We start from the raw sequence: 20135 nt of genomic DNA on the forward strand, positions 1-20135 counted from the left end.
GGTGTAAGTGATTATTATTTGTCGATAAATAAATAAAGGGTTTCACTCAAATAACGTATTGGTTATGGAGTGAGGTCTTCATCAGTTTATTAAAAATACAATCAATCACTTAAATCCTAAATAAAACTAGAAAGACATTAAAAATAGGAACGTACTATGAAAGATAATTATGATCTAGTCGTTATCGGCGGCGGTCCTGGTGGTTACGAAGCAGCGATTCGTGCAGGTCAGCTTGGTATGAGCGTTGCTTGTATCGAAAAACGTGTTTATAAAGGTGAGCCAGCCCTTGGTGGTACTTGCTTAAATGTTGGTTGTATCCCATCAAAAGCCCTACTTGATAGTTCGCATCGTTATGAAGCGACCAAGCATGATCTTGAAGAACATGGTATTAGCACTGGCGACGTCGCTATCGATATCGAGCAAATGATTGCTCGCAAAGAAGGTATCGTTAAGCAATTGACTGGCGGTGTGGCAGCGTTATTAAAAGGTAACGGCGTTGACTGGCTACAAGGCTGGGGCACATTGGTTGATGGCAAAGGCGCTGATAAGCAAGTTAAGTTTGTCGCTTTAGAAGACGAAGCAGAAAGCACTATTACCGCTAAAAACGTGATTCTAGCGGCCGGCTCAGTACCTATTGATATCCCAGTTGCCAAAACTGACGGTGATCGTATCGTTGACTCTACTGGTGCCCTTGATTTTACCTCAGTTCCTAAGCGTCTAGGCGTTATCGGTGCTGGCGTTATCGGTCTTGAGCTCGGTTCTGTATGGCGTCGTTTAGGTAGCGAAGTTGTTGTTTATGAAGCGCTTCCAAGTTTCTTAGCAGCCGCTGACAAAGACATCGCAAAAGAAGCAGGCAAAATGCTGAAGAAGCAGGGTCTTGATATCCGTGTTGATACCAAAGTCACCAATGCTGAAGTGAAGGGCGATCAAGTCGTCGTTACTAGCGAAAATAAAGGCGAGTCATCTGAAGAGAGCTTTGACAAGCTCATCGTTTGTGTTGGTCGCCGTGCATATTCTGAGAAGTTACTTGGTGATGACAGCGGTGTGACCTTGACTGAACGCGGTTTGATCGATGTCGATGACCAGTGCAAAACCAATCTTGATGGCGTTTATGCTATTGGTGATTTAGTCCGTGGTCCAATGCTTGCGCATAAAGCAATGGAAGAGGGCATGATGGCCGTGGAGCGTATTCACGGTGAAAAAGCTCAGGTTAATTATGACACGATTATCAATGTTATCTATACCCATCCAGAAATCGCATGGGTTGGTTTGACCGAGCAAGAAGCGACTGAAGCGGGTTATGAAGTTAAGACCGGTTCATTCAACCTAGCGGCTAATGGTCGTGCCCTTGCGCAAAGCGAAGCACAAGGCTCTATTAAAGTCGTCGCTGATGCCAAAACAGACCGTCTATTAGGTATGCACGCTATCTCAGCTGGCGCCGGTGATATCGTCCATCAGGGTATGATTGCGATGGAATTCGTCTCTAGTATCGAAGATTTACAGTTGATGACGTTTGCCCATCCAACGATTTCAGAAGCGGTACATGAAGCGGCTCTATCTGCAGATGGCCGTGCTATTCACGCGATTCAGCGTAAAAAACGTAAGTAATTTTGATAGCGTTCAATAGTGTTTACAGCGCTTTTAGAAGTTTAAGTAACAAGCTATAGCCTGAACGCAGTACCGTTTTTATTATTTGCGGTGTCAGCGTTGGGGTTACAAGTGCCGCAGCAGAAAATCGCTGCTGTGTACTTGTTTTCACTTTTTATTAATTGTAAAAAATAAAGGATACAATCAATGAATTTACATGAGTATCAAGCAAAAGAGCTATTAAAAAGCTACGGACTGCCCATTCAAGAAGGCATCATCGCGTATAACGGCGAAGAAGCTGCAGCTGCTTTTGATAAAACACCAACAGACATTGCGGTTATCAAAGCGCAAGTACATGCTGGTGGTCGCGGTAAAGCGGGTGGTGTTAAGCTGGTTAAGACTCGTGAAGAAGCTAAGCAAGTGGCTGAAGAGCTTATCGGTACCAATCTAGTCACGTTCCAAACTGACGCTGATGGTCAACCAGTTAACTTCGTATTGGTTGCAGAAGATATGTACCCAGTACAGACTGAACTGTATCTTGGTGCCGTTGTAGATCGTTCTACGCGTCGCGTAACCTTCATGGCATCAACCGAAGGTGGTGTTGATATCGAAGAAGTCGCTAACGAGACGCCAGAAAAAATCTTTAAAGTAAGCGTAGACCCATTAGTAGGTCTTATGCCTTACCAAGCGCGTGATGTTGCATTCAAGCTAGGTCTTGAAGGCAAGCAGATCAACCAGTTTGTAAAAATTATGACTGGTGCTTATCATGCTTTTGTCGAAAACGACTTTGCATTACTTGAAGTCAACCCGTTAGCCGTTCGCGAAAATGGCGAAATCGTCTGTGTTGATGGCAAAATCGGTATCGACTCAAACGCATTATATCGTCTACCTAAAATCGCAGCGCTACAAGACAAAACGCAAGAAAACGAGCGTGAGCTAAAAGCCGCTGAATTCGACCTAAACTACGTTGCTCTAGAAGGCAACATCGGTTGTATGGTCAACGGTGCTGGTCTTGCAATGGCTACCATGGACATCATCAAACTGTATGGCGGCAAGCCTGCTAACTTCTTGGACGTTGGCGGCGGTGCAACCAAAGATCGCGTGGTTGAAGCGTTCAAAATCATTCTAGAAGACAGCAGTGTTGAAGGTGTTCTAATCAACATCTTTGGCGGTATCGTACGTTGTGACATGATTGCAGAAGCGATTATCGCTGCCGTTAAAGAAGTTGACGTAAAAGTACCTGTTGTTGTACGCCTAGAAGGTAACAATGCTGAAAAAGGCGCGCAAATCCTAGAAGAGTCTGGTCTGAAATTGATCTCAGCTCAGGGCCTAGCAGATGCGGCTCAAAAAATTGTCGATGCTGTAAAAGCTTAATATATTTGAGGCATAGTCCTTTAAATGTAAGTGATTAAGCATAGTAGTCAAAGCGTAATAGCAGTTTGTTGTTATAAAACTGATGGTTAATATTTAACGATCAATACTTCATCAAATTGCTATTACAAGACAACCGAATACAAGGAATAAATAATGAGTGTATTAATCGATAAAGATACCAAAGTATTGGTACAAGGTTTCACTGGTAAAAATGGTACGTTCCATTCTGAACAAGCGATCGAATACGGCACTAAAGTCGTCGGTGGCGTCACCCCAGGTAAAGGCGGTCAAACGCATCTAGGCCTACCAGTATTTAACACGATGGCGGAAGCCATGGAAGCCACTCAAGCCGATGCTTCAGTTATCTATGTACCAGCGCCATTCGTCCTAGACTCAATCGTTGAAGCGGTAGATGCAGGCGTGAAGCTGATCGTCGTGATCACGGAAGGCGTACCAACGATCGATATGTTAAAAGCGAAGCGCTATATCGAAGAAGCAGACGGCGTGCGTATGGTTGGTCCTAACTGCCCAGGCGTTATCACTCCAGGTCAGTGCAAAATCGGTATCATGCCAGGCCATATCCATCTGCCAGGTAAAGTGGGCATCATCTCACGCTCTGGTACATTGACTTACGAAGCTGTAGCTCAAACTACTAAGCTTGGTTTTGGTCAGTCAACCTGTATCGGTATTGGTGGTGATCCTATCCCTGGTATGAACCAGATTGACGCACTGAAGCTATTTGAAGCGGATCCACAAACTGAAGCTATCATCTTAATCGGTGAAATCGGTGGTACTGCTGAAGAAGAAGCTGCTGCTTACATCAAAGACCATGTAACTAAGCCAGTTGTTGGTTATATCGCTGGTGTTACTGCTCCAGAAGGCAAACGTATGGGTCATGCTGGCGCTATCATCTCTGGTGGTCAAGGTACTGCTGAAGAGAAATTCAAAGCGTTTGAAGATGCTGGCATCGCGTATACACGTGACCCATCTAAGCTTGGCGACAAGCTGAAAGAAGTTACTGGTTGGTAAGATAGGCATTAGTCTACAGTTAAACTACTAAATCTATATTGAAATATGATAAAGACACCCCTACAATGGGGTGTCTTTTTATTTTACTTAAGTGAAAATATAATAATGAAAAAAATTCTATTCGTAACTGGTACAAGAGCAGATTTTGGCAAGATTAAAAGCTTAATGGATAAAGTCGAAAGCATGGAAGGGTTTGAGCTTCACGTCCTAGTGACAGGTATGCATATGATGAAACTATATGGCTCGACGTTTAATGAAGTGAAAAAGCAGAACTATAAGAATAGCTACTTAATATCAAATCAGCATACTGATGAACCTATGTGTTCAGTATTATCCAACACAATAAGTATTATTTCACGGTTGGTTAATTCTATAGATCCTAACATGATTGTTGTACACGGAGATAGAATAGAGGCATTAGCTGGTGCTACTGTAGGAGCTCTCAATCATATTCGTGTATGTCATATAGAGGGTGGAGAGCTTTCAGGAACTATCGACGATTCTATAAGGCACTCAATTACTAAGCTTTCTCATATTCATATGGTTGCTAATGATGAAGCTAAGCAAAGACTGATACAGATGGGAGAGAACAAAAAGTCTATATTTATTATAGGCTCTCCTGACTTAGACATAATGGAATCAGGCAGTTTACCTAGTTTAGAAACAGCAAAAAGTCATTATGGGATTAATTTTTCTCGCTATAGCATCGTAATGTTTCATCCTGTTACGAGTGAGGAAAAAGATATTGAAAAGTATACCGAAAACCTATTCGAAGTACTCGATAGATCTGGTAAGAATTATGTAGTTATTTATCCTAATAATGATCCCGGTAGTTTAAAAATACTTGATGTGATTGATAACTATAAAGATCGTGAAAATTTTAGAGTTTTCCCATCAATTAATTTTGAGTCTTTTTTAGTTCTTTTGAAAAACTCGGACTTTATTATAGGGAATTCCAGTGCTGGTGTGAGAGAAGCTCCTTTTTACGGTTTGCCGAGCGTAAACATAGGTACTCGACAAAATTCTCGCTTTAGAGGACCTTCTGTATTGGATTGTGGCTATTCAGAGAAAGACATAGAGCGAGTACTTACTCAAATAGATAAGCTCAATGTCGAAAAGTCTACTTGGTTTGGTAAAGGAAACAGTACAGAGCTATTTCAGTCTCATATAGATAGCGAAAGAATGTGGGATATTCCTGTTCAAAAAGTTTTTGTAGATCTTTAAAGGTAGGAATATATATGAAGTATGTAGCAGTGATCCCCGCTCGTGGTGGCTCAAAAGGTATTAAAGATAAAAACTTACAATTGGTAGGTGGTGTTTCATTATTAGCTCGGGCTATAAAATCTGCACAGCAGATAAATGGTATTAGTAGGGTAGTTGTTTCTACAGATTCCGAGAGTATTGTAGAAGAAGCTATGTCATATGATGTCGAAGTGCATAGAAGACGAAATCTTACTTCATCCGATAGTGCCAAAACTATTGATGTTATAAAAGATATATACTGTGATATGCAGTTGGCTGATGAAATATGTGTACTTTTACAACCTACTAGTCCGTTGCGCCAAGTTAGTGACATACAAGCTTGTATAGATGAATATAAAAAGAATTCTTTTTTAGGTTCTGTAGTATCTGTAACACTATGCGATCACCACCCTTATAAAGTTCTTGTTCAAAATAGTGAAGGCGAAATGGCACCTATACGTAAAATGTCAGATTTAGAAGCCCCTAGACAGAAGTTACCAAAAGCTTTACGTGTCAATGGTGCGGTTTATATTAGCTCCTTTAAGGAGTTAATTAAAAATAATTCGTTTTTTAGTCACCCTACAAGTTTTTTTGAAATGGGTGAGAATGAGTCTATTGATATTGATAACTACGCAGATCTAGAAAAAGCAAATTTAATTACTGAAGGTAAATTACTATGAAACCAAGTTTTAAAATAGGAAATCGCAATATAGGTTATGATTTCGAACCGTTAGTTATTGCGGAAATTGGTATCAATCACGAAGGCTCTTTGGAAGTAGCTAAAGAAATGGTTGATGCTGCACATCGCGCAGGTGCGGAAATGGTGAAACATCAAACGCATGTAGTAGAAGATGAGATGTCGGATGAAGCTAAATCTGTCATTCCCGGAAATGCTGATGTTTCTATTTATGAGATCATGGAACGCTGTGCGTTAAATGAAGAAGATGAAACTGCTCTTAAAGAGTACATTGAGTCTAAAGGAATGCTGTTTATCAGTACGCCTTTTTCTAGAGAAGCTGCTTATCGACTTGAACGTATGGGTGTGGAAGCTTACAAGATAGGATCGGGTGAATGTAATAACTATCCGCTAATTAAGCTTGTTGCTTCGTTTGGTAAGCCTATTATCTTATCGACTGGTATGAATAGTATTGAAAGTATTCGTAAGTCTGTGGATATCTTAGAAGCTGCGAAAGTTCCATACTCGCTTTTGCATTGCACTAATGTATATCCAACACCATACGAGTTAGTGCGTTTAGGTGCACTGACTGAACTAGAAGAGGCTTTTCCAAATGCTGTTATTGGCTTGTCTGACCACTGTGTAGACAATTATGCGTGCTTAGGTGCAGTAGCGCTAGGAGCTAACATACTAGAACGTCACTTCACCGATAGTTTTGATAGAGCTGGTCCAGACATTAATTGTTCTATGGATTCAGATGGTATGGCTGATCTCATTAAAGGAAGTAAAGCTATTGCCAAAGCTCGTGGTGGCTCTAAAGGAGCTGTTGCTGAAGAGCAGTCAACCATTGATTTTGCTTTTGCCTCTGTAGTTGCGTACAAAGATATTGAAGCAGGTGAAATATTAACTGAAGAAAATCTTTGGGTACGTCGTCCTGGAACAGGGGATTTTTTGGTTGACCAATATGATTCATTAATTGGTAAAGTAGCTCAGACTAGTATCAGTAAAGGTGAGCAGTTGAAGAATAATCAAGTGAGCTAAACATTGAAAATTGCTTTTTTATTCAAAAGAGATTCTCACTTTAAGGCTGTTAAATCAACAGCCTTAAGAGTATGTGCACAATACAAATGTGAAGCTACTTTCATAGGGATAGATGCAGAAGTTCAATGTAGTCACGAATCTTGTTCTATAATCTATATTACTAAAGAAGACTTAGGTATCTTAGTTGAATATGACTATGTAATTGCCTGTTTAGGAGGATACTTATTAAATTGCACAATTGCTATGTTGAAAGACACAGATACTAAAGTGATATCGATCTTTCCAGGTATAGTGAGTCATTATCAACTTGATGCTTTTATAAGTCGTCTAAATGCAGATCAAGTATGGCTGAATTCGAAGGCTGACTTTGAGCTATACAATAATATTTGTAGATTATTTAGGTGTTCCAATAATGGCATATTATATGGTATGAGTTGGATTGATTCATATCATAGCTATAATGATGCTAAAGATAATTATGAAGAAGCTATATTCTTTGAACAAACGGAAATACTTAATAGTAAGAAAAGCAGAAGAGTATTTTTAGAGCGTTTAGATACTATCATTAAATTTAACCCAGAAATAGCTTTCAAATACAAGGTGAGAAATAATTCGACTGACTCTTTTTTTATTGAGCTAAGAAAAAAAATAAATCTCTATGCTAATGTTGAAGTAATCGATAAATTAGAGTTAGAAAGTATTAATAGAGCGTCCTATTTCCTTAGTATTTCATCTTCGGCTATTGTAGAAGGCTTAATTAATAATAAGAAAAGTTATTTAATTGATTGTAAGTTAATGGATGATGATGCTAAAGAGTTTTATGAAAAAAGTAATTTAAAATTAGCAAATATTAATTTAAAAAAATGTTTAGATAATAAAGACCAACAGTGGTATAGCCAAAGAGTTAAGAAGCCAAAAATAAATATAGAATTAATTTGTATCAATAAGAGGATTGAATACTTAAATATAAATAATAGAGATTTTCTGAATATTAGATTTTTTATTCTTAAAATTTGTATAAAGCATCCTCATTTACTTGTTTTGATATTTAAAAAAGAAAAAATTAAAGAATTTCAAAAAGCGCTAGAGTACTTATAAACATTATTTTTAAGGTTTTATCATGAAGATGAATCAGACTGAGTTGTTGCTTTCAGAAAAAAAAGAGATTGTCGATCTTTTCAAAAAAAATATGTATAAAGATGTTATATATTTTTTTAGGAATATAGATACGAATTTTGAGTTTTTAGATAAAGACATAGATGATATCTTTGCTGTTTTGGCTATATCTTTTTTCAGAGAAAAGAAATTCATCGATGCAATTAATGTTTCTAGAAAAATTAGTAAAAATTATTTTAAAACAGACTATCTTTTAAATGAGGTTTTAGGTGAGTCATACTATCAAGAAAATAATATCCTGAAAGCATTTTATTATTATAATGAAGCTTTAAGTATAAAGCCTACTTTAAAATCGGCTAAGCATAAACACTTAGTGCTTAAGAAACGTCTGAATAAGATAGTGAATGAGAAGGAGATAGATGATGTCCTACAGTTAGCTATTAAAAATAGAAAAGTTTTATGGATCAGAGAATTATCATACTTGTATTATTCTATAGGCAGCTATAAAAAATCTAATAAATGCTTAGAGATTATTGTAGAGTTAAATGGCGATTTAGATTTAGTTGATCAATTGACTTTTTCCCTTAAAGGCTTAGATAATACCAAAAATTCATGGGAAAAATTAACTGAAGGATGTAACAAAGATTTTTTCGGTTATGAGCTTGTAGATAAAGGTAATAAAAAGCTTGTAGTTGTAGTGTCTCCTCATTCAAAATTTGCATTAAAAGGATATAAATTCGATTCTTCATTTGATATATTGTATATAGGTGATAATACATCTTCATATTACACATATATATATAAAGATATAGTTAAACTAATTAATAATATAATTAAAGACAAAGTTTATACTGAGTTATCTTTAGTAGGTGCATCTAAAGGAGGTACTGGAGCTTTAATGTTTTATCAAGAGCTAAGTAGTATTCTGTCTATTCCTATTAAATGTTTAGCATTTTCCCCTCAGGTAAAACTATATCCATTTAATACTAATTTAGTAATTCCTAGTTATAGGCGTTTTCTAAGTATATGTGAAATAAATCCAATTGCTGAAATGTTTCTAGTCAAAGCGCCTAAAATTGAAAATATTATAAAAAGAGATATTGATACTGTAACTATTGTGTATGGTGATGGATATGAAATGGATAAACTAGAGGTCGAGTTAATATCTAACGAATCAGGTATACACAAGAAGGAAATTCATTATTCAGGCCATGCTACTATCATTCCTTTTACTATTCCTTATGGTAGAAGTTATCAAGATTTAAAAACAACTTATTCTAGTTTAGACAAGACTAAAGATGAAGATTTTCAAGCATTGGGTGGCGGTCAAACTGTTGATATAATTGATCAAATATGGGATTTGTATAATAATCCTGAAATTGATCTTAATAGTTTACTTTAAATGCTTTCATATTAACTGAATTTTTCACATAAAAATTTACTGGAATTATCATGAGTTTAAACCTTAGCAAAGAGAGTTCTCTAAAATATTATGCTAATACAGTATATGCTGGGAAGCATGATAATCTTTTCGTTATTTCGAATCTAGGTCAGCTTAAGCATATAACGGGTTTTATTAAAAAGAAAAGTATAAAAAATTGCTTCCTAGTAGTTGTATATACAGATGTTAATCTGGCTGTTCCCCAAGCTATACATGATAATTATGAAGTATCTATTTTTAATAGCGTTCTATTTCTTAAACTACCTAATAATCCTAATAGCTTGCAACTAAAAAATATAAAAAAGATGGAAAGTGATTATAAAGAGTTAATATGTAAAATAAATCCAAATAATCTTTATTTAAATAGCTTTCAATATCATTACTCTATCTTAGCTAGTATTGCGAAAAAATCAGGATCAAAAGTTATTTTGATTGAAGAAGGATTAGGAACTTATCGACTTGGCCTTGATGAACACGACTTAAATTCAGGAAAGTTGGATTTTAGTTTGGTTAAGAGGCTTTCTAAAGATACTGTTAGTAAGACAGAGATTTTTAAAAGAACGTATAAAAAATATAAATTAATAAAAGATTTTACTATTCAATCAAAAAGACTTGCTAAGAAAATATACCTTAGTCCTGAAATGCAATCTAAACTAGTAGGATTTTATCCTAATTCAAGTTTTGATAGTTTTTCTAAACCTTTTATAGATTTTGATGAGTCTTACACTAGTTTTCCAGAATTAACTGACCAGAAGTTTAATGTTAAGAAAAATAATTACTACTTATCTTTTGAAGAACCTACTAAAGATGAAAGCGATCATGCTTTATCCATCATAAGAAAATATGATATTAAAAGTAAGGATTATTTGTACTTAAGCCAAAAATTTAGTATTAATAGAGTTGAATATTTAGCTATTGTAAAAGGTTGTCTTCTTAAATTGTTAGAAGGCAATGATTCAACTGTTTTTATAAAGCTGCATCCTAAGCAAGAGCATGAACTTGTATTAGCAGGTTTTATAGAAATGGAAAAGGAGACAGGAGGTAGAATTAAAGTTATTCAAGAATCTAGATTCTTAATAGAAGAGGTTGTTAAAGTATCTAAAGTACAAGGTGTTATTGGTATAACTTCCTCTGCTCTCGTTTACTCACCTCTTCTTTCTCCAGGATGTAAGTCTTATTCTATTGCAGATACACTAGTAAGTAACCTCATTAATCATACAAGAAATACTAAAGGGATTGATATGATTGAAGCTCATACTAAAATACTCAAACAATTTGAGAATATATATTTTATATAACGTGTGGCTATTAAATTATTTCAATATTGATTATAGAGTAGATTTTTACTAATACTTTATATAAATAGATATTATATAAAAGAGCATCGTTGGATTTAAATAAATTTGATAATAAAAAGGTCGCCCTAATACGGTGACCTTTTTGCCTCTAAGCAACGCCTCAAACCCACCTAATGAAGTAATGGTATAGACATGATCGACAGTCTCTAAAGCATCGACCAAATGAATAGACTGAGTGAGAATAATACAGTCTAACTCAGTTAGGGTGTTAACGATAGAAGAATCATTGAGGGTCATCGGATGCGGTTTGACGATGATTTGTGCATTAGGGTTCTCGTTAATAGCTCGATTAACCACATCAAGTAGGGTAATACCAATACCGCCACCGTATTTTAATGAATCATCATGTGGCACTTGACCTAATACCAATATACGTTTTTTATTTTTAACACCATAGATGGGTACGACATCGACATAAGGCTGATGATTATATTTACTCACCCGATGCGATATATAATAATCCAATAGTTCTTGTGCCAACGCCTCATCATAACCATCCTGTTCAAAATCAAAACTGGCGATAAGATCAGTCAAGTCGTTTGGACGAGTGGTATCAAAGTAGGGCGCTTGACTGTCCATCACGATTGATAATGGCGGCGCACCACTTTCATCATCAGGGCCAGAACGAATAAATCCATCTTCTACAAAGAAGATATCTAGACCTTGCTCGCGTATATACTCAATAAAATAATCAGGTGCTTTATAACCCCAGATATAAATAACTGGATTAACGCGATTGATAAATGGCTTTAGCCACAGCTCAAAGTAGCGTTGATCGAAGTGCCGTTGTATTTGGATATGTGACGACTCTAATACCCAGCAACCGACCAAATCCTGCCATGGCAGCATACCGACGACTAACGCTAAACGCTGGTTTGGCTGCCGATACTGTTTATAATAGCCCGATAAAAGTGGCTGAATGTAGGTGTTGAATTTCATAATATGGTTAATGGCTTATGTTGATTGTTTAAATGATTGGCTTAGATTAATAATAGGGAAGTATATATACATTATAGGGATATTTAAGTTGGCAATAGTTTATCGTTCCCAGTATAGTTGCATGTACAAATAAAGATGAATACCTATTTTGGAAAAAAGAGTTCAAAAAACTATTGGATTATTTCATGAGTAAAAAAATATTAGTCACAGGCGGCGCTGGATATATTGGTTCTCACACTTGTATTGCTTTGCATGAAGCGGGCTATGATATTGTCGTGTACGATAATTTATCTAATAGTAGCCCTGAAGCGATCAAGCGAGTCTCTACGCTGATTGGTCAGCCTATTGAGTTTATCGAAGGTGATATACGAGATGCTGAATCACTCAAACAGGTATTTGCTGCACACCATTTTTTTGGCGTCATTCATTTCGCGGGTTTAAAAGCCGTTGGTGAGTCAGTTGCTAAGCCGCTCATGTATTATAATAATAATGTCAGTGGTACCATAAACTTATTAGAAGTTATGGCAGAATATAATATTAAAAATTTAGTTTTTTCATCATCTGCCACTGTCTATGGTGACCCTGAAGTTCTGCCTATCGATGAGAGCTCGAAGCGCGCTTGTACCAATCCTTATGGACAAAGTAAACTTGCTGTCGAATACATATTAGAAGACCTAGCTGTGTCCGATGACAGCTGGAACCTGATTGCTCTTAGATATTTTAATCCAGTAGGGGCACATCCATCAGGACAGATTGGTGAAGACCCCAATGATATTCCTAACAACTTGATGCCTTATATTTCTCAAGTGGCCGTGGGCAAACTTGATAAGCTCAGTATCTTTGGTAATGATTATCTTACTGTCGATGGAACAGGTGTCCGTGACTTTATTCATGTTATTGATTTGGCGCAAGGTCACGTGGCTGCGTTAAATTATTTAGATAAACAAACCAGACCAAATGAAGATGGTACGGCGCAAAACTCAGTAGGCTTTTTACCTATTAACTTAGGTACTGGCAAAGGTACATCTGTATTAGAGCTAGTATCTGCATTTTCTAATGTATCTGGACAGGCTATTCCTTATCAGTTTACAGGTCGTCGAGCAGGTGATATTGCCAGTTGTTATGCCAGTGCCGATAAAGCGAAAACGTTGTTAGAATGGCAAGCTGAATTATCGATTGCTGAGATGTGTCAAGATACGTGGCGTTGGCAGAGCATGAATCCCAATGGTTATTATATATCATAGTTTTGAGGTATGCTGAAGAAACCGTAGAATAAAACTTGGTAAACTAACAACTCGATAAGGAGTTTACCATGACTAAAAAAACAGCACGATACAGCGAAGAATTTAAAGCCGAAGCCGTCAAAAGCATAGCTGAGCATAATGGCAATATCAGCGCCGCAGCAAGAAAGCTTGGCATACCGATGCAGACCCTAACCAACTGGCAGAATAAAGCCAATCAGGGCAAGCTTAAGGGCACCAAACAATATGATCCTGAGCTTATGGCGCTGATAGAAGAGAATAAACAACTCAAGCGTAAGCTCAAGATAGCTGAAGAGGAGCGTGAGATACTAAAAAAGGCCACGGCGTACTTTGCGAAAAACGGTTAGTGAAGTACGCCTTTATCAAAGCCAATCAGCGACTCTTTAGTATTACTCGGATGTGTGCTGTTTTAGAGGTTCAACCATCCAGCTACTATGACTGGATAATTCGTGGTATCAGTGATCAGCAAATACATCGTAACCATTGCCTATTGCTGGTTAAAGCCGCTCATACTGAGACAAAAGAGCGCTATGGTTATGAGCGTCTACAAGCCCATATAACGGCTCAAGGGTATAAGATTAGCAAGTACATGATCAGAAGTATTAAAGAAGAGTATGCTATCAAATGCAAGCGTCATAAGAAGTTTAAAGTGACCACTAACTCAGATCACAATAAACCAATTTATCCAAACCTATTAGAGCAAAGCTTTGAAGCCAAACGGCCCAACCAAGCTTGGGTCAGTGATATCACTTATATCTGGACCTCTGAGGGTTGGCTGTACTTAGCAGGGGTAAAAGATATTTATACCAAAGAGCTGGTCGGCTATGCCATTAATAAGCGAATGACAGCAGATTTAGTCTGTAACGCGCTAAATATGGCGATTAGGAATAAGAAGCCCAATAAAGGCTTAATCGTGCATTCAGATAGAGGCAGTCAGTATTGCAGTCATGACTATCGCAATTTGATCGAACATCATAAGTTTAAAGGTTCAATGAGCCGTAAGGGCAATTGTTACGATAATGCCCCTATAGAGAGCTTCTGGGGCGTGTTAAAGAATGAGCTAGTGTATCACCAAGAGTATCAAACAAGGATGGAAGCCATTAGCGATATTGTTAAATATATTGAGCTTGAGTATAACCAGACTAGGATTCAAAAGGGTTTAGGCATGAAGTCGCCAAGACAGGTGTGGTTTGATCATTATCGTCAGGCCGCTTGATTAAAATCTCCCAAGTTTAGGTCTACGGATTTGATAGCATAGGTCATTTTTACTAGAGTCATGTTTAAGGAATGTCCGAAGCAACTCAACAAGTATTTTCTAATTGAAATTAAGTCATTTATAATAGATTTCGTGGTTTTTTAATTGCTATAAGTTATAGTCTATAAGTTTTTCAAATCATATATCTAACCTCAAAAAAGGAAGTAATCTATGTCGAACGATATCGAACAAGCTCTTGATAACTTAGTAACGCCACATGGTAGCCCAGCCCTAAATATTCTTTTGCTAGAAGGCGAAATGCTAGAAAATGCTCTGAGAAAAGCAGAGACATTACCAAGTGTTACAATGAGTTCACGTGAGCGTGGTGATTTAATCATGTTTGGTATTGGTGGCTTCACTCCTCTAGACGGCTTTATGAACAAAGCGGATTGGCAAGGTGTCTGTGATGACATGGAGCTGAAATCAGGGGAGAATGAAGGTCTATTCTGGCCAATTCCTATCACATTATCAGCCAGTTCAGAGCAAGCGGAAGGCTTTGAGATTGGTGATGAAATTGCCCTGAAAGCCGAAGATGGCGAAATCATGGGTATCTTAACGCTTGAAGAGAAGTACACCATTGATAAAGAGCATGAATGCAGAACAGTGTTTGGTACAACAGATACTGACCACCCAGGCGTTAAAAAAGTCATGGAACAAGCTGATGTAAATTTGGCAGGTCGTGTTGAAGTGTTCAGCCAAGGCGAGTTCCCAACGGAGTATGCTGGTATCTATATGACACCAACTCAAACACGTGAAGAGTTTGCGAAAAAAGGTTGGAAGAAAGTTGCTGCTTTCCAAACACGTAATCCAATGCACCGTTCACACGAATACTTAGCTAAAATCGCGGTCGAGATCTGTGATGGTGTGATGATTCACTCTCTATTAGGTGCTTTAAAGCCAGGTGATATTCCTGCAGAAGTACGCCAAGAAGCGATTGGCACATTAATTGATAACTACTTTAGAAAAGATACAGTTATTCAGTCGGGTTATCCGCTAGACATGCGTTATGCAGGCCCTCGAGAAGCGCTATTACACGCATTATTTAGACAAAACTATGGTTGTTCTGAGCTGATTGTGGGCCGCGACCATGCAGGCGTTGGTGACTACTATGGTGCTTTTGATGCTCAAGATATCTTTGATCAAATCCCAGAAAATGCTTTAAAAACCAAACCAATTAAAATCGATTGGACTTTCTGGTGTAATGCATGCCAGTCAATGGCATCAACCAAGACTTGCCCACATGATGCTGACCAACATGTTAAAGTGTCGGGTACTAAGCTGCGTAAGGCCTTGTCTGAAGATCAAGACGTTCCTGAAAACTTCAGCCGCCCAGAAGTTTTACAAATTCTTCGTGATTACTATGCAACGATTGCAAAAGAAGATCGTGCTAAGGTTGAGTTAAAAGGTGCTTCAGCTAAGTAACTTAATGATAGTGTAAATGGACAATAAACCACATGACAATAATAGATAGCGATGAATATCAGTTATTAGAATGCGGTTTTTTTATACAATAGCTAAATTATAAATTAGATATATTATGAAAAAGAAAATTATAGTCACCGGTGGTGCAGGTTTTATTGGTTCGGCAGTAGTTAGATACTTAATAAACGATACAGACCACACTGTGTTAAATCTTGATAAGTTGACTTATGCAGGCTGCTTGGCTTCTTTGAGTGATATAGAGGCTTCTGAGCGCTATCAATTTGTACAAGCAGATATTTGTGACTTTGAGAAATGTCAGTCTATTATTGATGAATTTCAGCCTGATATTATTATGCATTTAGCGGCTGAAAGTCATGTGGATAGATCTATTGACGGTCCAAAAGAATTTATTGAAACCAATGTTATAGGTACCTATAACCTGTTGGAGATATCTAGAGCTTACTATCAAGGTTTGAGTGATGATAAGCAAGCTGGGTTTCGATTCCACCATATCTCAACAGATGAGGTGTATGGTGATTTAGAAGGGACTGATGATTTATTTACTGAAACGACTTCTTATGCACCTAGCAGTCCATATTCAGCAAGTAAAGCTTCTTCAGATCACCTTGTCAGAGCTTGGCAGCGTACATTTGGACTGCCGACGTTGATAACGAACTGTTCAAACAACTATGGTCCTTATCATTTTCCTGAAAAGTTGATTCCACTAACGATATTAAATGCTTTAGCAGGAAAGCCTTTACCGATTTATGGAGATGGCAAACAAATTAGAGATTGGCTGTTTGTTGAAGATCACGCACGCGCTTTAGTTTTAGTGGCAACGACAGGTGATATTGGTGAAACCTACAATATCGGTGGTCACAATGAGAAGCAGAACATCGAAGTTGTCAAAACGATTTGTAAACATCTTGAGGTATTAGCACCTAATAAGCCTGAAGGTGTTTCAAATTACGAAGATTTGATTACTTATGTTACTGATAGACCAGGGCATGATGTTCGATATGCGATTGATGCATCGAAGATAGAAAAAGAGCTTGGCTGGACACCAAATGAGACCTTTGACACAGGTCTCAAGAAAACAGTGCAGTGGTATTTGGATAATCCCACTTGGTGGCAGTCTATCCAAGATGGCTCTTACCAAGACATCAACAACAAATTGGCGAAAAAATAATGGCTAAGAAGATAGTACTACTTGCACATACAGGGCAGGTTGGCTTTGAGTTACATCGTCAGTTACAGTCTTTGGGTTCTATTATCACAGTCAGTCGTGGTGACGTGGACTTTTTAGACTCTGATGCTGTGTATAAGCATATTGATGAGCTAGCGCCTGACATTATTGTCAACGCTGCTGCATATACGGCAGTTGATAAGGCAGAAACAGATGAGAACAATGCCTTTGCTTTAAATAGAGATTTACCGCAGACCCTAGCTAAGTTAAGTGTTGCACATGATGCTCTATTGGTTCATTACTCTTCTGATTACGTTTATCCTGGTAATGGAGAGACGCCTTGGCGTGAAGACGATCCAACCAGTCCTCAAAATCTATATGGTCAGTCTAAGCTTGAGGGTGACTTAGCCATTGAAAGAACCGCAACGAAGTTTCTAATTTTTAGAACCAGTTGGGTGTATGCCGCACGTGGTAATAACTTTTTGCGGAGTATGTTGAGGTTGGGTCAAGAGCGTGAGGGACTCAATATTGTTAATGATCAAATAGGGGCACCGACACCTGCTCGCTTGATTGCGACAGTCACTTTACTGTGTATACAAAGAATATTAGTATCTAATAAGGCGCAAGAGCTAAGTGGTGTTTATCACTTAGCTCCTAGTGGTTATACCAGTTGGTATGGTTTCGCTAAGACGATATTTGAGGGTGCTCGCTCAAAAGGGATAGAGTTAGCATTAAAAGAAGAGGGACTGGGTCAAATAGAGTCTTCAGAGTACCCAACACCAGCGACGCGTCCTCTAAACTCGCGCTTGAGTCTTGATAAAATTGAGTCTGCATTCGGTTTATCAATGCCAACATGGCAGAGCCAGCTTGCTTTGACGCTTGATGAGTGGTTAGAGATGAATCAAAGCTAAACATTCAAGAGGTGATGCTTAAACGTTCAATAAGTAAATTGACTACTTCTAAAAATAACACACGACCAATAAGGCTGACACTATTATGACAAAAGGTATTGTACTGGCTGGTGGATCAGGTACCCGACTGCACCCCATTACTATGGGCATCTCGAAACAGCTGTTGCCGGTCTATGATAAGCCTATGATTTATTATCCGATTTCAGTGCTTATGTTGGCTGGAGTTTCTGAGATTCTTATCATCTCTACACCAGATGATATGCCTGCTTATCAAAAACTATTAGGAAGTGGGAAACAGTTTGGTGTTAGGTTTAGCTATGCTATACAACCTAAGCCTGATGGTTTAGCGCAAGCGTTTATTATAGGTGAAGAGTTTATTGGCGACGATTCAGTGTGCTTAGTGCTGGGAGATAATATCTTTCATGGCCAACACTTTTCAGTTCAGTTGGAACAAGCAGTGCAGAGAACAAAGGGGGCAACTGTCTTTGGCTATTTAGTCAATGATCCTGAACGTTTTGGTGTGGTTGAATTTGATGAGTCTGGTAAAGCCATTTCTATCGAGGAAAAGCCTGAGTCTCCTAAATCAAACTATGCTGTCACAGGTTTATATTTCTATGACAATGATGTGATCTCTATTGCTAAATCAGTGAAGCCTTCAGATCGTGGTGAGCTTGAAATTACTTCAGTGAACAATGCCTACTTAGAACGTGGCGATTTACATGTTGAAAAACTTGGTCGTGGCTTTGCTTGGTTAGACACTGGTACTCATGATTCATTACTAGAAGCAAGTAGTTATGTACAGACCATCGAACATCGCCAAGGGTTGAAAGTAGCTAGTCTTGAGGAAATCGCTTGGCGTAACGGCTGGATTAATGATGAACAGTTAGAAACGGAAGGTACTAAGTTTCGAAAGACTCAATATGGCCAGTATCTTTTAAGACTGCTTAACAGATAAGTAGCTGTCTAAAGTGCTGAATGAAAAATAATTCGGAAATGACAGGAAAGAGTGATGGCTCACAAAAGAAAGGTTCGCTTTAAAGAAAGATACCCTAATATAACAGAAACTGATCTCAACGTTGAAAGAGATCTGAAAGAAAAGTGTGAGAGTTTAATACAGGTAATTTCAGATAAAAATGCCGAGAATGAAAAGCTAACTGCCCAAATAGACGAAATGAGCTCTCGCCTAGAAACTTTTAAAGAACAAAGTAACGAAAAAATATCCTTTTTTCTTGAAGCACTTCATAAAAGTCAGGAAGAACTTCTGTTTTTAAGGGCGCATTTTACTAAAGAGGAAACAGATTTACTTAAGAAGCCAGATAAGTTCTATTATGGTGCTCGTCAGAGAGTTGAAGATGATCTTCCATATAGATTGGGTCGTCTCATTATACAAAGTACTAAAACGCCCAAAGGTGTGGCTAAACTTCCTAAGCTGTTATTGAAAGAATATAATAGTTTTAAAGAAACCGAAGAACACGACTTACCACCCTTGGAGAGCTACATAGATGCTGCAGAAGCAGAAAAAGCGAAACAGCATCTTACCTATAGAGTTGGATTAGCTGCAATTGAAAGTATTAATTCTCCTAGAGAGCTTTTAAAGCTACCTTTCGAATTAACTAAGGAAGTTTATTTCTTTAAACATAGAGATAAGAAATAATATTAATTTTTTATTTTATTTTATGACATTTGAATAGAATTATTGTTACTGGGGGTTATGTATTATGGAATATACGAAATTAAAGATACCTGATGTTGTTTTAATGACACCAAGCGTATTTGGTGATGAACGTGGTTTTTTTATGGAAACCTTTCGCCAAACTGAGTTTGAAAAGCATTGTGGTGATTATCGTTTTGTACAAGATAATCATAGTAGTTCAGGGTATGGCATACTAAGAGGTCTGCATTATCAATATGAGAAGCCTCAAGGAAAACTGGTTAGGGTAGTGCGAGGAGAAGTGTTTGATGTTGCTGTAGATATGCGCGCTGAGTCCCCAACTTTTGGTAAGTGGGTTGGAGAACATCTTAGCGAAGAAAATAAAAAAATGCTTTGGGTGCCACCTGGATTTGCTCATGGGTTTATTGTGCTAAGTAAACAAGCAGAGTTTGTTTACAAGTGCACTGATTCCTATAACCCTGGTGATGAGTATTCGTTACTTTGGAATGATAAAAGTATAGGCATAGATTGGCCTATTGAAAGTGATAAGGTCTCACTTTCCGATAAAGATAAAGCTGGTTTAAGCTTCTCTGAAGCACCTAAGTTTTAATTTATCAAACCCTATAACGGAACTCTAAATCGATA

The 20135-nt window shown here is 37.7% G+C and carries 18 protein-coding genes; 17 read left to right on the forward strand and 1 reads right to left on the reverse strand.

The features are described 5' to 3' along the window. Positions 1–156: 156 nt before the first annotated feature. The 9 genes from lpdA to AAEY80_RS06275 all read left to right on the forward strand — a co-directional run bounded on the left by lpdA (position 157) and on the right by AAEY80_RS06275 (position 10804). Positions 157–1608 (forward strand): dihydrolipoyl dehydrogenase, encoded by a 1452-nt coding sequence (lpdA, locus tag AAEY80_RS06235; protein ID WP_173240238.1) that lies wholly within the window; start codon positions 157–159, stop codon positions 1606–1608. Between the two features lie 186 nt (positions 1609–1794). Then, positions 1795–2961 carry an ADP-forming succinate--CoA ligase subunit beta gene (gene sucC / locus AAEY80_RS06240; protein WP_350588049.1) on the forward strand — a complete coding sequence of 389 codons (1167 nt, stop codon included), beginning with the start codon at positions 1795–1797 and terminating at the stop codon, positions 2959–2961. 153 nt (positions 2962–3114) lie between these two features. Continuing rightward, on the forward strand, positions 3115–3990 hold the full coding sequence (sucD, locus tag AAEY80_RS06245) for a succinate--CoA ligase subunit alpha (RefSeq protein ID WP_350588050.1): 876 nt from the start codon (positions 3115–3117) through the stop codon (positions 3988–3990). A 105-nt stretch (positions 3991–4095) separates the two neighbouring features. Then, the gene (gene neuC / locus AAEY80_RS06250) at positions 4096–5214 is read left to right on the forward strand and encodes a UDP-N-acetylglucosamine 2-epimerase (protein WP_350588051.1); all 1119 of its coding nucleotides are present in this window, start codon (positions 4096–4098) and stop codon (positions 5212–5214) included. Between the two features lie 14 nt (positions 5215–5228). Continuing rightward, positions 5229–5912 carry an acylneuraminate cytidylyltransferase family protein gene (locus AAEY80_RS06255; RefSeq protein ID WP_350588052.1) on the forward strand — a complete coding sequence of 228 codons (684 nt, stop codon included), beginning with the start codon at positions 5229–5231 and terminating at the stop codon, positions 5910–5912. Beyond that, positions 5909–6949, forward strand: coding sequence for an N-acetylneuraminate synthase family protein (locus AAEY80_RS06260; RefSeq protein ID WP_350588053.1), 1041 nt, complete (start codon positions 5909–5911; stop codon positions 6947–6949). The genes AAEY80_RS06255 and AAEY80_RS06260 overlap by 4 nt, the downstream gene beginning before the upstream one ends. Positions 6950–6952: 3 nt before the next feature. Then, positions 6953–8047: a DUF6716 putative glycosyltransferase gene (locus tag AAEY80_RS06265; RefSeq protein ID WP_350588054.1), complete on the forward strand. Its 1095-nt coding sequence runs from the start codon at positions 6953–6955 to the stop codon at positions 8045–8047. Between the two features lie 22 nt (positions 8048–8069). After that, the gene (locus tag AAEY80_RS06270) at positions 8070–9467 is read left to right on the forward strand and encodes a tetratricopeptide repeat protein (protein ID WP_350588055.1); all 1398 of its coding nucleotides are present in this window, start codon (positions 8070–8072) and stop codon (positions 9465–9467) included. Positions 9468–9517: 50 nt separating this feature from the next. Further along, positions 9518–10804 carry an alpha-2,8-polysialyltransferase family protein gene (locus tag AAEY80_RS06275; RefSeq protein ID WP_350588056.1) on the forward strand — a complete coding sequence of 429 codons (1287 nt, stop codon included), beginning with the start codon at positions 9518–9520 and terminating at the stop codon, positions 10802–10804. 48 nt (positions 10805–10852) lie between these two features. On the opposite strand, the gene AAEY80_RS06280 is transcribed toward AAEY80_RS06275, so the two are convergent. Next, complete coding sequence (locus AAEY80_RS06280) at positions 10853–11803, reverse strand: capsular polysaccharide export protein, LipB/KpsS family (protein ID WP_350588057.1); 951 nt, start codon at positions 11801–11803, stop codon at positions 10853–10855. A 185-nt stretch (positions 11804–11988) separates the two neighbouring features. On the opposite strand from AAEY80_RS06280, the gene galE reads away from it, so the two are divergent. The 8 genes from galE to rfbC all read left to right on the forward strand — a co-directional run bounded on the left by galE (position 11989) and on the right by rfbC (position 20100). Beyond that, positions 11989–13047 carry a UDP-glucose 4-epimerase GalE gene (gene galE, locus AAEY80_RS06285; protein ID WP_350588058.1) on the forward strand — a complete coding sequence of 353 codons (1059 nt, stop codon included), beginning with the start codon at positions 11989–11991 and terminating at the stop codon, positions 13045–13047. 68 nt (positions 13048–13115) lie between these two features. Beyond that, a protein-coding gene (locus AAEY80_RS06290) for an IS3 family transposase (RefSeq protein WP_160021669.1) occupies positions 13116–14281 on the forward strand; the annotation gives its coding sequence in 2 pieces (ribosomal slippage) (positions 13116–13374 and positions 13374–14281; 1167 coding nt in all). A 210-nt stretch (positions 14282–14491) separates the two neighbouring features. Next, the gene (gene sat / locus AAEY80_RS06295; protein ID WP_350588059.1) at positions 14492–15742 is read left to right on the forward strand and encodes a sulfate adenylyltransferase; all 1251 of its coding nucleotides are present in this window, start codon (positions 14492–14494) and stop codon (positions 15740–15742) included. Between the two features lie 115 nt (positions 15743–15857). Next, positions 15858–16931, forward strand: coding sequence for a dTDP-glucose 4,6-dehydratase (gene rfbB / locus AAEY80_RS06300; protein WP_350588060.1), 1074 nt, complete (start codon positions 15858–15860; stop codon positions 16929–16931). Then, positions 16931–17839 (forward strand): dTDP-4-dehydrorhamnose reductase, encoded by a 909-nt coding sequence (gene rfbD, locus AAEY80_RS06305; RefSeq protein ID WP_201616706.1) that lies wholly within the window; start codon positions 16931–16933, stop codon positions 17837–17839. The genes rfbB and rfbD overlap by 1 nt, the downstream gene beginning before the upstream one ends. Positions 17840–17924: 85 nt before the next feature. Then, the gene (gene rfbA, locus AAEY80_RS06310) at positions 17925–18794 is read left to right on the forward strand and encodes a glucose-1-phosphate thymidylyltransferase RfbA (protein WP_201616708.1); all 870 of its coding nucleotides are present in this window, start codon (positions 17925–17927) and stop codon (positions 18792–18794) included. A 54-nt stretch (positions 18795–18848) separates the two neighbouring features. Continuing rightward, a complete protein-coding gene (locus AAEY80_RS06315; RefSeq protein ID WP_201616710.1) occupies positions 18849–19493 on the forward strand; it encodes a DUF8374 domain-containing protein in 645 nt (214 codons plus the stop codon). Between the two features lie 64 nt (positions 19494–19557). After that, positions 19558–20100 carry a dTDP-4-dehydrorhamnose 3,5-epimerase gene (gene rfbC, locus AAEY80_RS06320; RefSeq protein WP_201616712.1) on the forward strand — a complete coding sequence of 181 codons (543 nt, stop codon included), beginning with the start codon at positions 19558–19560 and terminating at the stop codon, positions 20098–20100. The last annotated feature ends 35 nt before the right edge of the window (positions 20101–20135 follow it).

It is taken from the genome of Psychrobacter sp. 78a-MNA-CIBAN-0178, assembly GCF_040309625.1.
GTDB lineage: Bacteria > Pseudomonadota > Gammaproteobacteria > Pseudomonadales > Moraxellaceae > Psychrobacter > Psychrobacter okhotskensis.